The 14,270-nt window shown below is 64.0% G+C and carries 11 protein-coding genes; 9 read left to right on the top strand and 2 right to left on the bottom strand.

Features of this window, described 5'->3' with window-relative positions; translation table 11 throughout:
- The first annotated feature begins 133 nt into the window (after nt 1-133).
- Together H6718_19840 and pgi are read left to right on the top strand one after the other, a co-directional pair.
- Nucleotides 134-1,537, top strand: a complete 1,404-nt coding sequence (locus H6718_19840; GenBank protein ID MCB9587665.1) for a hypothetical protein — start codon at nt 134-136, stop codon at nt 1,535-1,537.
- A 93-nt stretch (nt 1,538-1,630) separates the two neighbouring features.
- Nucleotides 1,631-3,259 (top strand): glucose-6-phosphate isomerase, encoded by a 1,629-nt coding sequence (gene pgi / locus H6718_19835; GenBank protein ID MCB9587664.1) that lies wholly within the window; start codon nt 1,631-1,633, stop codon nt 3,257-3,259.
- Between the two features lie 4 nt (nt 3,260-3,263).
- Here the strand turns inward: pgi and H6718_19830 are convergent, their stop codons facing one another.
- Nucleotides 3,264-3,872: a hypothetical protein gene (locus tag H6718_19830; protein MCB9587663.1), complete on the bottom strand. Its 609-nt coding sequence runs from the start codon at nt 3,870-3,872 to the stop codon at nt 3,264-3,266.
- Between the two features lie 380 nt (nt 3,873-4,252).
- On the opposite strand from H6718_19830, the gene H6718_19825 reads away from it, so the two are divergent.
- The gene (locus H6718_19825) at nt 4,253-5,608 is read left to right on the top strand and encodes an SWIM zinc finger family protein (GenBank protein ID MCB9587662.1); all 1,356 of its coding nucleotides are present in this window, start codon (nt 4,253-4,255) and stop codon (nt 5,606-5,608) included.
- Nucleotides 5,605-8,655 (top strand): hypothetical protein, encoded by a 3,051-nt coding sequence (locus H6718_19820; GenBank protein MCB9587661.1) that lies wholly within the window; start codon nt 5,605-5,607, stop codon nt 8,653-8,655. The genes H6718_19825 and H6718_19820 overlap by 4 nt, the downstream gene beginning before the upstream one ends.
- On the opposite strand, the gene H6718_19815 is transcribed toward H6718_19820, so the two are convergent.
- Nucleotides 8,652-9,320 (bottom strand): hypothetical protein, encoded by a 669-nt coding sequence (locus H6718_19815; GenBank protein ID MCB9587660.1) that lies wholly within the window; start codon nt 9,318-9,320, stop codon nt 8,652-8,654. The two genes, H6718_19820 and H6718_19815, sit on opposite strands and share 4 nt — an antisense overlap.
- A gap of 74 nt (nt 9,321-9,394) precedes the next feature.
- On the opposite strand from H6718_19815, the gene H6718_19810 reads away from it, so the two are divergent.
- The 5 genes from H6718_19810 (at nt 9,395) to H6718_19790 (ending at nt 14,264) form a co-directional block, all read left to right on the top strand.
- Nucleotides 9,395-10,057, top strand: coding sequence for a hypothetical protein (locus H6718_19810; protein MCB9587659.1), 663 nt, complete (start codon nt 9,395-9,397; stop codon nt 10,055-10,057).
- 60 nt (nt 10,058-10,117) lie between these two features.
- Nucleotides 10,118-11,041: a hypothetical protein gene (locus tag H6718_19805; GenBank protein ID MCB9587658.1), complete on the top strand. Its 924-nt coding sequence runs from the start codon at nt 10,118-10,120 to the stop codon at nt 11,039-11,041.
- Nucleotides 11,042-11,142: 101 nt separating this feature from the next.
- Entirely contained in the window at nt 11,143-11,772 is a 630-nt protein-coding gene (locus H6718_19800) for a TetR/AcrR family transcriptional regulator (GenBank protein MCB9587657.1), read from the top strand.
- Between the two features lie 66 nt (nt 11,773-11,838).
- Nucleotides 11,839-13,443 (top strand): right-handed parallel beta-helix repeat-containing protein, encoded by a 1,605-nt coding sequence (locus H6718_19795; protein ID MCB9587656.1) that lies wholly within the window; start codon nt 11,839-11,841, stop codon nt 13,441-13,443.
- Nucleotides 13,443-14,264 carry an SUMF1/EgtB/PvdO family nonheme iron enzyme gene (locus tag H6718_19790; protein ID MCB9587655.1) on the top strand — a complete coding sequence of 274 codons (822 nt, stop codon included), beginning with the start codon at nt 13,443-13,445 and terminating at the stop codon, nt 14,262-14,264. Before H6718_19795 ends, H6718_19790 begins: the two co-directional genes overlap by 1 nt.
- Nucleotides 14,265-14,270 lie beyond the last annotated feature (6 nt).

Here is a 14,270-nt window from a genome sequence, read left to right as displayed (position 1 = left end):
ATATTCAACCGGGCACTGCGGAATCGTACTTCCGTGTCATGAGCGCGCGCCGCAAAAAAAGCGAGCGTTTGCAGGCAGTTGATATCGCGCGCAACGCTAGACCAAGTGCGAGCCTTCCCCGTATCAAGGGAGCATGAGTGACTTAGAATTCGAGCGCTTGGCACGCCGCATCGTTTGGTTGACCCTGGCCAGCGCGGGGCTCAGTGGATGCGGCGGGAGCGCCACGCCTCCGGGAACTGCCGCGGGTGCGAACGAACCTCAGGGGTCGCTCAGCGAACCGCCGACTTCAGAAAGCGCGGCTCCTCCCAACGTCACCCCGGCCCCTGAATCCACCACGCCTCAGTCCACGCCCCAAGGCGAAGCCTGCCTGCCGAGCGGCCAACGCAGCGTGCTTGCCGGCCTGCATCCGGCAGTCCCCGTGGACTACCTCGGCATGCTCATGCCCGGAGACAAGAACACGCTCCTTGAGAGCGTGGGCACGCCGTGCGCCGGCGCGAAGGACCCGGCTCAATGCAAAGCCGCGCTCGCGGCGCTCAAGTCGAACACTCGCTTCCCCAACACGGGCTCGCCCTTCGATCCCGGTCGCCAGATCGTCTACACCCGCGGAGACGAGGTCGGCCTGTTGACGACCACCGCAGATCTGAAGGAGTTCCTGGGCCCCATCGACACGGTTGGGGAAGCCATCCTGTGGGTCTGGGCCGACGGCTACTTCATGGAAAGCTGCTCCGAAGCGGAGAGCAACGCGAAGCAGACTGCTGACGGCTTCGAGCTCACCACGAAGAAGACCGTGACCTTCTGTCAGCCCATCGCGACCTATCGCTTCAAGCTGAACGTCAAGCCAGACGGCGCCGTCAACGTCCTGAGCAAGACCCTCGAGTCGAGTAGCCCCGCGTGTGTCGGCCGCCAGAGCGCAGGAGTGGTGCGCAGCGCGAACGCAGACGCAGATCCTCGCGGCAAGTACTTCGCAGACTGCGCTCAGCTGGAGCGTGCGGCAGTGATCGCGTTCGAGCGACTGAGTCGCGAACTCGAAGCCCTGGGCGCACCGCTCGAGCTATTGAGGGACGCGGAGCGCGCCCGTCAGGACGAGGTGCGGCACGCGGCGACGATGGAAAAGCTCGCGGCACACTTCGACACCGCCGTGGGCGAAGTGCGAGTGGAAGACGTCCCGCTCCGCAACGCGTTCGAGGTCGCCCTCGAAAACGCGGTCGAAGGCTGCGTGCGGGAGTCCTTCGCAGCGCTGGTTGGGCTCTGGCAGAGCGAGCGCGCCAGCACCGATTTGCAGCAAGCACTGCGGGAGATCGCGGTCGACGAGCTCCGTCACGCCGCGCTCTCCTGGCGTGTGGCCCGCTGGCTCGAGCCGCGCCTGAGCGACGAAGAACGCAGCCAAGTGGAGCGCGCGCGCAAGCTGGCGTTCAACGAACTGAGCACAGCAACGCAAGATCTGAGCGGTGCGCTCACTCGCGACCTCGGGGTGCCAAACGCCGCCGAGGCGCACGAGCTAGTGCAACGCCTTGGAGCGCAGCTCGGGTTGAGCTGAGCGCTCCTCTCCCCCAACCAAAGTCACGGCGCAGTCGAGGGCACTGCTTTGCCACACCACCGCGCCCGGAGACTTGGTATGCCAGGCGTCGCCATGACGTCTCTCACCCAGCGCCCCGCTTGGGCTGCACTCACCGCTCACCACGCCGAACTCGCACCGCTGCATCTGCGGGAGCTCTTCGCGAAGGATCCATCACGCGCCGAGCGGCTCACGCTGGAGGCGGCCGGCGTGTTCCTCGACTACTCGAAGAACCGCATCACTGACGAGACGCTGAAGCTCCTGGTCCAGCTCGCCGAGGAGTGTGGCTTACGCGAGCGCATCGACGCGATGTTCCGCGGGGATAAGATCAACGTCACCGAGCAGCGCGCCGTGCTCCACGTCGCCTTGCGCGCCCCCAAGGGCAGCCGTATCGAAGTCGACGGCGAGAACGTCGTACCCCACGTCCACGAGGTGCTCGACAAGCTGACTGCGTTCGCGAATCGCGTGCGCAGCGGCGAGTGGAAGGGCCACACTGGCAAGCGCATCAAGAACGTCGTGAACATCGGCATCGGCGGCTCCGACTTGGGCCCCGTGATGGCTTACGAAGCCCTGCGCCACTACAGCGACCGCGAGCTGACGTTCCGCTTCGTCTCCAACGTGGACGGCACGGATTTCGCCGAAGCCACCTGGGATCTCGACCCCGCCGAGACGCTGTTCATCATCTCGTCGAAGACCTTCACGACCCTCGAGACGATGACCAACGCGCAAACCGCACGCAGCTGGTTGGTCGCCGGATTTGGGGGTGAGGAAAGCGCCGTAGCCAAGCATTTCGTCGCCGTCTCCACCAACGCGGAGAAGGTCGCGGCGTTCGGTATCGACACCGCGAATATGTTCGGCTTCTGGGACTGGGTCGGCGGGCGCTACTCCCTCGACTCGGCGATTGGTCTCTCGACGATGCTGGCGATTGGCCCGGAGGGCTTCCGCGAGTTCCTTGATGGCTTTCACCAGATGGATGAGCATTTCCGCACGGCTCCGTTCAACGAGAACCTGCCGGTGCTCAAGGCGCTGCTCTCCCTGTGGTACAACGACTTCTTCAAGGCGCACTCCGTCGCTGTGCTGCCCTACGATCAATACCTCAAGCGCTTCCCCGCTTACCTGCAGCAGCTCACCATGGAGAGCAACGGCAAGCACGTCACCCTGGAGGGCGAGCGAGTCGACGTCGACACCAGCCCGATCTACTGGGGCGAACCCGGCACCAACGGCCAGCACTCGTTCTACCAGCTGCTGCACCAAGGCACGCGCCTGGTCCCGGCTGATTTCATCGCTTTCGCGCAGACGTTAAATCCGCTTGGCAATCACCACGACCTGTTGATCGCCAATGTCTTTGCCCAGGCTCAAGCCCTCGCCTTCGGCAAGACCTTGGAAGAGGTGAAAGCCGAAGGCGCACCGCCGGAGCTCGCGCCGCACAAGGAGTTCGAAGGCAACCGCCCCTCCAACGTGCTGCTCCTGGAGAAGCTCACCCCAGGCGCCCTAGGCAAGCTGGTCGCCCTCTACGAGCACGACACCTTCACCCAGGGCGTGCTCTGGGGCATCGACTCCTTCGACCAATGGGGCGTCGAACTCGGCAAGGTGCTCGCCCAGCGCATCATCCCCGAATTAGCCAGCTCCGAAGAGCCAACGCTGAAGCACGACGAGTCGACGAACGCGCTGATTCGCCGCTACCGGCGCATGAAGCACACCTGATCTCCTACACCGGGATAGCGGCGAGCGTGAGGCGCATGGTCTCTCGAACATCAGCGTCGGTCTCACGCTCGAGAGCCGCTTCGAGCGCGCCGCGCGACCACTCTGCGTGCTCGGGGTAGAACATCAGGGCACTCGAAATCACCCTCCGCAGCTCCGGTTCGGGATCCGACAGGAATGGAGCGAGGGATTCCAAGCCTCGAGAGGCGGCCGCCCGAACCGCCGCCACCTCATCGGCCTCGCGGGCCAATTCGGCGTCGAGGCTCTGCCCCCTCCCACTCAGAATCCGTCGCCAGGTTTCCTTTCCATCCTCATTCGAGGCGTGGACCCGGAGATACGTTTCACCCTCGGCCATACTCGCTATCAAGAGAGCGATCCAAGACCGCAAGGAAGCGCCCGAGCACTCCAAGAGTTCATACAGGAACGGAAACACTGCGGCGGAAGCCGGGTACACCGTGCCCTGGTGACAGACACTAGAAAAGAGCTCTCCGAAAGCCTCTTGCTGACCAGCCTCGTCACCGAAAGCAAGCATGCGCAAGTGCGCTGGAACGTCTACCGCGCTGCCATAGGCGTGCCGTAGCGCGCCCCAATCGACCTCATCGAGTCCCTCTAACACATCAACCACCCTCGCACGTCGCCACGATAGCATCCGGTTCGGTAACCCGCTTCTCACAAGTCCCAACGCGAGGAAATCGGGACTTCAGTGACAGACGCGCTAACCTCGGGTGACCATGGCAAAGAAGCTCATCCCAGAAGACCAAGCGATCTTTGACCGCAAGGAAGCGGACCGAGAGCGCCAGCGTCAGCTCGTTGCCGAAGGCAGGCTTTGAACCGCGCCAATGCCCTCTCCACTTCGGTCATCCATCTATATCGCGTCGGGAAGACGCGCGGGCTTCCGCCACGCGGATGAAGCGTTCCAATCGATGAGCTTCGACCGCTGGTCGATGCGAACTTGAGCCGCCCGGACGCGCCGCAAGTTCCGTGTAGAATCGCGCCATGTCCGCGGCGACTCAACTCGAGCACGTCTACCGCTACCCGTTCGCCTCCCACGTCGAGCCCGGATGGGGCTTGCACCTCGCAACCAGCGGGAGCGCTGGCGATGAATCGGCAACTCCGTACTTCTTCGAGGGCAAGCTGGAGCATCCCGAGGAGCTCGCGAAGATGCTGCTGCTGCTCTCGGACGTGGTGCGCAGTCGCTTTTATCTACCAGGAGCCATGCGCCAACTCGACCCCGTTGTGACTTGTTCCGACCAGGTGGTGCGCTTCGAGGGCTTTAGCTCTTGTTGTGGGGTGTATGCTCGTGTGGACGCTGCAGACGACTCGTTCGAGCATGGGCTCAAGGGGCGTGGCACCACCAACGTCGACTTCAACTCACCGATGCGCGCGGCGCTCGGTCGGATCCGCGCGGATGAAGAAGTGCGGCTCGCAGTGGGCGCCGATGAGGTGAAGCTCATCCGCGCCGAGGGCAACGCGGTAGAAAAGAAGGTTCAGCTACCTCTACGCTGGCTCAAAGGCTTCATGGAAGTGCAGGCGTACCAGGCGCGACTGCAACACAAGCTGGAGGTCGACGGCCTGACGCTGCGGCGCTTCCTCCGCACACTTCCGAAGAACGGCGGTCCCAAGCGTCGCGTGTTCGTGGTGCCCGCGGGTCGCGAGCTGAGGCTCACGCAGCGTGAATCCAAAGACGGAGTCCCCGTGATGGGAACGGATCGCCTGGGTGTCTTGGCGCCAGTTTTGGCACCCGGTCAACGAGTGAACGTGTGGGTCGACGTAGATACCGGCGTGAGCGGCTGGGAGGTCAGCGGCGCAGGCACCCGCGCGTTAGTGTTGCTGAGCCCAGAGGTCTATCGCGGATTCTCGGGTGAGGGGCAGGCACTGCGCCAACTCGCCGGGAGCAACTGGGAGGGCGCACTCCCAAGCGTCCGCGCCAAGCTGAAATGGCAGTCGGAGCTCGACGCAGCGGCGCTGGCTAAGGAGCTCGACAGGCCAGTCGCTGACGTGGAGGCAGCCCTCGCCGTGCTCGGGAGCCGCGGCCTAGTCGGCTTTGACGCCACGCGCGGCGTCTATTTCCACAGGGAACTCCCATTCGACCTCCACCAAGTCGAAACGCTCCAGCCGCGCCTCAAGGCCGCCCGGGCGCTAGTCAGCGATGGCAAGGTGCGCGTCGACGGAGCACAGCGCGAGGCAGTCGTGGAAGGCAGCGACGTGCAACACCGTGTGCGCCTGCTCGAGGATGGGGACCGCTGTACCTGTCGCTGGTTCGCGAAGCATCAGGGGCAGCGCGGCCCGTGCAAGCACATTCTTGCCGCGCGGATCTTATTCGAGGGCGACACGGACACGGAGCAGCGATGAGTGAGAAGCAAGGAATCGACTGGCTCCGCGCCTACGTAGCCAAAGAGGACCGCGCCTGGGACGCATTCGACAAGCAGGAGGAATACACCTACGACCGTCCGGATCGGATGCTCGCGGAGCGAGCTCGTCGTGGGAAGGGTTGGTCAAAAACTCTCAAGGCGAACGGCCATCTGCTGCCTCAGTTGTTGCCCGAGCTATCACCTGAACGCTTCATCCACTGGATTTCGTACGCAGACCCGCGCCACCTTGGCGCGGCACTGACGACCCTCGACGAACCCCAGCGACGCACGTTCAGCAAGGTGGTGGACAAGGCGCTTCGGGACGGCTTCAGCCGTAAACACGTCGCGCTCGCCGCACACGCCCTGTGCGGCTTTGGCTCGGTGAAGCGCGCAGACCTCTGGGATATCAGCCAAGAGCTGACTGAGGCGCTGTACCAGGTGCTATCAACGCGCAAGCCGGAGTGGCTGCAGAAATGGGTAAGCCACACGCTGGAAGGGGACGAGCCCCAGTTCGGCGTGGTGCACCGGTTGGTCGAAGCTGGGCTCTGCCCGAAGCCCACGACGGAGAGCTACTACGCGGCGCTGATTCAATCCGACGCGGGAAGACTTGGAGAAGCGGGCACGCTCTACGGTCTGTTGCGAGACGACCCGACACTGGTGGACGACGCCTTGAAGGCGTTCGAACTCGATCCAGCGGGCGGTGTGCTGTTCGACCCTTACGACTGGCAAGGAGACGGAAGGGCAGACCTGGACACCTGGATGGGTGCACTCACGCGCTTGATGCAGGAGCGCCACCTGGACCGCGAGCGGCTCTTGAGCGCTGCGCTCGGCACGCTCCGCGCCCGGATCCAGCTTCGCGGCACTGCATTCTACGTGAAGCTACTCGAACAGTGCTCCCTCACCCCCGAAGAAACCCAAGCACACGAAGCCGATTTCATTGACTTGTTGGCGCACCCAGTGAGCTCGGTCGTAAAACACGCGCTCAGCATCTTATCCGCGCGGATTAAGTCAGGACATGGCGACGAGAGCTACGTCCGCGGCCTCCCATCGGTGTTCGAAGCCGAGGCCAAAGGCAACGCGCTGAGCGCGATTCGCCTGCTGCACGCCTTGGGAAAGAAGCAGCTCAACCTGCGTCCCAGCATCGCTATTGCCGCTGCCCACGGGCTCCAACACGCCAGCGCCGACGTCCAAGAGAAGGCGCTGGACCTCGTCGAGGCGTTTCGCGGTTCAGCGCCGGAGCCACTGGAAACCCTACGTCAGTATGCCGACCTAGTCGCCGCCACGAATCGGGCGCGACTGGCAGCGCTGCTGGGCGAGGTCGAAGGCGCAACGACACCCAAAGACAACTCAGAGCTGAGTCCGCTGCTGACGGAGGCGCGCTCGCTGCCAAGAGACCTCTCGGAGTTCGTGCAGCTTCCCCGTCTGATCGCGGCGTGTGAAGCGGGCTCCCCACCTGCTGCCTTTCAACCATCCTCGCGCGCCCCACGGCTGAGCGACGACTCAATCGTTCAGCCGATCGCAAGCTTCGATGAGCTGGTCGACTGCCTGCTTGCCGCGCTGGAGGAGCGTGAAGACGCGATGCTCATCGAGCGTTGCCTGGACGGGATCAGTCGCTTCGCTCATGAGCGTCCGCCGGATATCGGCGTACGCACCTCTGCTTTACTCCAAGCTGCGTCGACGCTCGAGAGCTTTAGCGCGCTGGTAGTGGAGCTGGCCAACCTGATCATCGCGTGGCTCAACCGCCAACCCAAGCCCCGGGCTCGAGCATCCGTCGAGGACTGGTTTCGCACGTTCTTTGCTGTGCGCACCACGGAGATCGCCCAACGCGCGAAGGACTGTATCCCCGCGGTGACATTGAGCCTTCCAACGCATTCCCAAGGCTGGATCGCAGCGAGCGTGCTGGTCGAACGGCTGCGCGCGACGCATCAAGCGGGCGTGAAGTTCCAGCAGGCGGACTTCGTGCAGGCTTTGCTACGTCTCGCCCCTGACGGTCGAGCTGCAGCACTCCAGGCCGCCCAGGATCTCCCGGGTGAGATGGGCCAAGCGCTGCGCTATGCACTGGGCGGTGAGCTCCACGCGGTAGGGCCACACCCTCACTTCTGGGCGGCCGCGGCACGTGCTCGCTACGTCGCGGCCGAAGCGCCCGAGCTGCGCCAGACTCCCGCCGCGATCGGGCCGTACGCCGCCGAGAGCGTGAGCTACGAATGGCGCGTGAAGAAGCTGGAGGTGCGCTGGGCATCCAAGGACGAACACCGCTTCAAGCTCGAAATGAAACCGGAGCCGACGGTGCAACCTGGCAGTGAGTACTTCCCGGCTACGATGACACTAAAAGACGCGCTCAGAGCGCACGACCTCATCGAGGCACTTCCTCTCGATGCCAGGCTTCACGCGATGGCCTGGCCTTCACTGCCAGATGCCGCTTTCTGGCGCGGGGCGCACGCCATCACTGACCGCCTATTCCGCCCCGCGTCGACGCTGACGCCCACCGCACCCTATCTCGAGCCGCTCTTCGATCCCGACGTGGCATTTAACGAACCGGCGCGCGTCTGCCTGGTGCTCGCGCTAGTCGCCCAGGACGCGGATGCCCGAACGACAGGCGCCGATGTGCTCTCCACGCTGATGGAGGACGGGCGCTCCGACGGCACCGAAGCCGCGGAAACGCTCGTGCGCATGCATCGAGCCGGGACCACTATCCGCCTCGGAAGGTTGACTGAGAGCCTCAATCGCGTTTACGTCGCTGGCCCGGCACAACACTATGCCTGCTCACGTTTCCTCGAGGCAGTGCTCATGGGCCTTGGCGCACCGCTCCCCAAGGACGCACACCATGTGGTCGAGCTGCTCGCGGAGCTCAACACCGGCCTCCGTCGTCCCTGCCCGACGGCGCTCCGAAGCGTGCTCGAATCGATCAAGGGCAGCGGCAAAGCTGCGAAAGCGGCGAAGCGCATCCTCACTCAAGCTGGCGAGCCGGGGCTACCCGCAGATGTCGCCGCTGTGTTGCTCCGTAGCCGCATCGAGCGAGTGCGTCGCTGGGGGGCGCGAAACAGCTAACCTAGGCGCTCGCGAACCGCTTTCAACGCCGCCTCAACACCCAACCGCGGACTACTGAGCAGCTCAACGTCAGCGCGCTCGAAACACTCCGCCGCTTGGGCCATCGAGGCCTGGGCCAGCACGACGACGTCCCCGGCATAAGCGTGCTCGGTGATCTGCCGTGCGATAGTGCGTGCGTACCCCGAGAGATCGCCAGCTTCAAACAGCTGCCAGGCACCTGTGCACAGCAGCTGCGCGAACTCGGGCTCCGCGCCACGCTCCTGGGCAACTTGAACGAGTAGCTCGAGCGTCGGTTCGAAGGTGCTCTCCAGAGCAGCCGCAACGAGGACCCGGCGGCCACTCGCGACCGCCTGCTCCGCCATCGGCCGATCGATGCGCAGCACGGCGCACTCCGCAGAAGCAGCCGCTTCCGCTATGCCCCCGATGCTCGAACAGGTGCACACGATGAAGCGCGCGCCGTCGCTAGCGAGCGAATGGATCCTCGCGGTTACAGACTGCGCGACATCAGCGTGCCTCACCCCCAAACTCCGCGCTTGCTGCAAAAGCTCCGGGTGCACGGCGTGGCGCGCCGGCTCCCTCGCTCCCAGCTCACGCAGGACTGCGTTGAACGTCGCAACGTGCACTTCCGCTGTGTGCAGAAATGTCAGCTCGGGGTCACTAGGCATGCTCGAACTCCGCCCAACCTTGTAAACTCCCCTGCCGGCCCCAGCAGTCTTTTTCGGGGGTGAGGGAGCGAAGCGTGGCTGAGGACGAGTGGAACGACGAACTTCGCAACGAACTCTTGGAGTCGGTATGTGGTTACATGCTCGGCGAAGTGCGACTCGGCAAGCGGGACGATGAGGAAATTGTCTTCATCGCGGTGGACCGACTCGCCGACGAAATCCCTGAGGAGGAAGTGCCACTATTCGAGGCCCACGCCATCAAGCAGCTGCCCCTTGTGCGTCAGCGGCACGAGGCGGAGCAATCGGATTGGCCCGAGGAAACCGACTGCGACCGACTGGACGAGGTGCAGGACGAGTTACAAGAGGACGGCATTGTATTCTGGCAAGCATCGCCATGTTGCAACACGTGCTCTCAATCGGAGCTACCCGATCGCCTCCGCGAGATCGACGAGGACGACCCGGGCTTCGCCAAAGAGTGTCGAGGCTACGCGTTCTTCCACGACCAGAGCTTGCCCGACGAACTCTTGGAGAATAGCCAGCTCTTGGTCTACCTGTCCTACGGCTGGTTCCCTGACAAGGACGATGTTAGCGAGACCGAGTACGCGAAGCAGGCGCTCGCGATCGGCGAAGAGGTGTGCGACGCCCTCGAGTCCGCCGGTTTCCGCGTGGATTGGACGGGCGACCTGAGCAAGAAAATTGGACTCCACATCAACTGGCAGCGCCGGACTCAGCTCAGCTGATGGCGCTCACGGCTAGCGCCAGCCAGTCATCACACATTCTCGGTCGTTAGGATACAAATGGTGTCAATTCAGAGTTCTCACGACTCCGAGCGAGTCGTGGTTATCAGTCAAGGACTCGCCGAGTACGGCCAGCGTGAAATCGCCTTCGCGGTCAAGCTCCGTCCCAGCGAGGCAGTTGAGGCGGTCACGGCGGAGCTGCATCAACTGCTCGACGCGGTCGAGTCACTCGCCGCGCAGGGAAAACTCGTGGAGGCCGGAGGCTTTTCGGAGTTCGGGCGCCCAGGCTTCTTGAACTCCAGCATCCAAGGCCTCGTGTATGCCAGCGCTCAAGGCCTGGCCCCAGAGTTCCCCAACGACGCGCTTCTGGGAGTTTTCCTGCACAGCGCGGAAGTCCAGGTCGCGAAGTCGACGTGTGCGCTACGCCTGCTCTCGAGGCTCGGTCAGGCCTCGAGTCACTTCCCATTCCCGCCCACGACAGATCGAGATCGACCTGGCGTGGCAGTTGAGGGCGACGAAGAGTCCTTGTTGGCGATGGTCGCCAAGCTCAGTTTGAACGGTGCGTGCCTGTCGATGTCTCAAGGGTCCGTGCGCTTGCGTTGCAACGCCTCCGCGCGGCAGCAGCTTGCGCGCGCTTTTGTCGATCTACCGCCAGATGCCGCGTTCGCGTTGGTCACCGAACCGGACCCGGAAGCGGACGGACGCCTCGTCTGGTACCCTGGACAGACTGCTCCCGCGGCCATCACTCCGCCCAACGGCTCCGGCCAGCGGCTGACGGGGTGCATGCTCCTCGTAGCGCGCGGCGCGACGGAGGACACCGTGAGGTTGCAAGAGGATGGCTTCGCCTTGGTGGTCCGAGACGCGACTTGGGCGCAACTGTCCAACGCGCTGGTCAGTGGGTCGACGTGGCACCTGCCGAGCGCCGGAAACTCCCTCGACCTCCGAGTGGAGCCCTTGGATGAACTCGACGGACGCGTCATTCACTAGAGCCCGCGGTTCAACAGGACGCTGGGTTTGGCGTCTGGGTTCGGCGCCTTTTGGCTGCCGCTTCCCAAGCGCGCTCCATCTCCCGCGTGTATTCTCCCGGCGTGCCGCGACCGGTTGATGCTGACTCCGCCGCTACTTTTGATCGCATCGTCCGAGCGGCGCTCGAGGTGCTGGAAGAGACCGTACCGCGCAGCTCGATGTCGATGCGCCAGGTTGCTGAGCGCGCAGGCGTCAGCGTCGGGACGCTGAACTACTACTTCGAAACGAAGGAGCGCCTGCTCGAGGCGTGCCTCGACGGCTACTACCAGGACCTCGCAACGACCGCGCAGCGCCTGCTCTCGGGTTTGGCCAACGGTCCCGTTCCCGCGGGTGAGCCAGCCATTCGCAGCGCCGTCGCCGACATGTACCGCTTCATCACGCGGCACCGGGCGCTGATCGAGCTGCGGTTGGTGACCAACGCCATGCGTGGCGAGCTCGCTCCGGAGCGTCAGCACGAGTTCATGGGCACGGTGATCCAGCAAGCGGCAGACGTCTTGAGTCCCCACGTGGAAATCGATCGCGACGAGCTGCGGCTGACGATCCAGCTCTTGGCGACGAGCATCATCCGCATGGCGTTGCTCAGCCCGTCGGAGCGCGCGGCACTGACGGGCAGGGACGACGACTCAGCGATCGCTGAGTTCGTGGAACGCGCCGCGGTTCGCTTGGTGCGCCCCAAGGCCGCAGCTCGCTAATATCAAGGCCGATCAGCGACCGATTCAGGTCGCCAGCGCGCGACTCCCGTCCGTTATCATGAGGGAATGACTCGGAGGGAAAGGCCGCGCCACGGCGCACGGCTCGCGTTGCTCGTGGGCCTCAGCGCCGCGGTAGCCGGAGCCTGTGGCTCCGACGGCTCGGGCAATGGCGGTGGCGCCGACGGCGGGACCTCAAACGGAGGCAGCTCCAACGGCGGCAGCGCTGCAGGCGGCAACGGCGGTCGCATCGACGGCGGCACTCCCGGCGATGCATCCACGAGCGATGGCAGTGTAGTCAACCCCATTCCAGGCGACGGCGAGTGCGCTTGGTCGCCGGGAGAGCGCCCCAGCGCGGCGCTGCCTCCGCAGCACACGAACCAATACGTGATCGAGCTCGACCGCTGGCAGATCTCGAACGCAGCGCAAGAGCCTATCGATACCCGGAATCACATCAACGAAGCCATCCGCTGGGCCAAGGACAACGGTTACGACAAGGTCGTACTTCCGCAGGGCAATTATCTGGTTGGCGAAGCGACCAACGACGCCTACGCCGCGGGGATCGAGCTCGAAGGAGACATGACGTTCGAGCTCGCCGACGGCGCTGTATTGCAGATGGCGCCCAACGACCGCTGGAACTACTGCGTGATCAGCGTCAATGGCAACAGCAACGTCACGATCCGTGGAGGAGAGATCCTCGGAGACCGCGATCAGCATGACTACGGGAACCCGGATGGCACGGGTCACGATGAGGGTCATGGGATCTGCGTGTGGACGTCCGTCGATCGCGTGCTGATCGAGAACATCGAACTCCATGAACTCACTGGAGACGGCGTGCTGATTGTGGGAGCCAAAGCAACCGATAGCGAAGCCGAGAAGCCAACCACCAACGTCACCATCCGCAACAGCGAGATCCATCACAATCGGCGTCAGGGCGTGTCCATCGTCGGGGGTCACAACATCGTGATCGAGGACAACCACATCCACCACATTCAGGGCACGTCACCTCAGTTCGGGATCGACATCGAAGGCGCTGGACGCAAAGACCAGGACATTCACATCGCGCGCAACGTGTTCGACCACAACGCGGGCGGCGACTTCGTCACCTCGACGGGACACAACGTCTGGTTCGAGGAGAACACCCTGACTCAGTGTCAGACCGATGCAGCGGGCACCTTCGACGCTTCCCTCCCCTGCGAGCTCGAGGAGCAGGTCGACGGCCCAATTATCCTATGGAAAGAGACGGACAACGTCATCTTGAACAACCGCATTCGCATGTCCATCCGCACGGTGAACGGCTTCTGGGGGATCTTGGGCTACGTCAGCGGCAACGCGCGGACGCCGACTCGCGACAACCCAATTGGCAACTATATCGCGGGCAATACGCTCTACGACGCGGGGATCCACATGGCCCACAACATGCGCTACTTCGTGTCCAACAACACGATCCACAACGGCCTGATGCTTGGCTACAACCTGGCCTGTACTCGCCTGGAAGACAATCGCATCAACCGCACGGCGTCGGAGAACTACAAGCTCCGCAATGTCGCGGGTGTCGCCACGAAGAACATCCTCAATCGCAGCGAGGGCGCAGTCCCCGCGGAAGATCGCGTGTTGTATTTCCCAATGGCGGATGACGCTCCCTACCGCAACTCTTCACCGGTGTTTTGGTGATGCGCTATCCCCTCATACTCGGCACGCTTGCGTTGGTCGGCGTTGGCGTCACTTGGATGCTGCGTCCAACGACTCCCATCTCGCCCCTCACCCCCGAACCCACTCGGGTCGGCGAAGGCACGTGCCCCGCGGGCGACGTCGACTCGGGTCTTGGCCCGGACATGGTGCGTCTGCCCGAAGGCTTCTGCATCGACAAGACGGAAGTCACGCGCGGGCAATACAAAGCGTGGCTCGACTCCAACCCGAGCGCCTCGGGTCAGCCAACGTCCTGCTCCGGGAACACCGATTTCACCCCGAGCTGCGGCTGGAAGCCTGGATCCGATCAGGAGCTACCGGTGGTGTGCGTCGACTGGTGTGACGCGCGCGCCTTCTGCGAAGCGGCCGGCAAGCGGCTCTGCGGCAAGGTCGGTGACGGCGGCCCGTACCCCTTCGAGAGCTACGACGATGCGGCGACCAGCGAGTGGTTCGCCGCCTGCACTTCCGGAGGGAAATACGACTACACCTACGGCAGCACCTTGGACACCTCCGTGTGTCGCGACGCCGACGCGGATGACTACACCGAGTGGGGCCTCTCGGACGTCGGTAGCTTTGCCGCGTGCCACTCCCCCGACGCGGCCTATTCCAAGGTGTTTGATCTCAGCGGGCACGTGGCGGAGTGGGATCAAGGCTGTCAAAGCGACGATGCGGAAGCGCCTTGTCGCATCCGCGGCGGCAGCTTCCAACACCACGCCCAAGGGTTGCGCTGCGACATGGGGCGCGCCCTCGAGTGGCCTCGCACCCGCCAGGTAGAGGCCGTGGGCTTCCGCTGCTGCGCGGATTGAGGCCGT

The organism is Polyangiaceae bacterium (genome assembly GCA_020633205.1).
GTDB lineage: Bacteria > Myxococcota_A > Polyangia > Polyangiales > Polyangiaceae > JAHBVY01.
The sequence above is the reverse complement of the archived record's forward strand: the minus strand, read 5'-3'. Positions and strand labels throughout refer to the sequence as shown.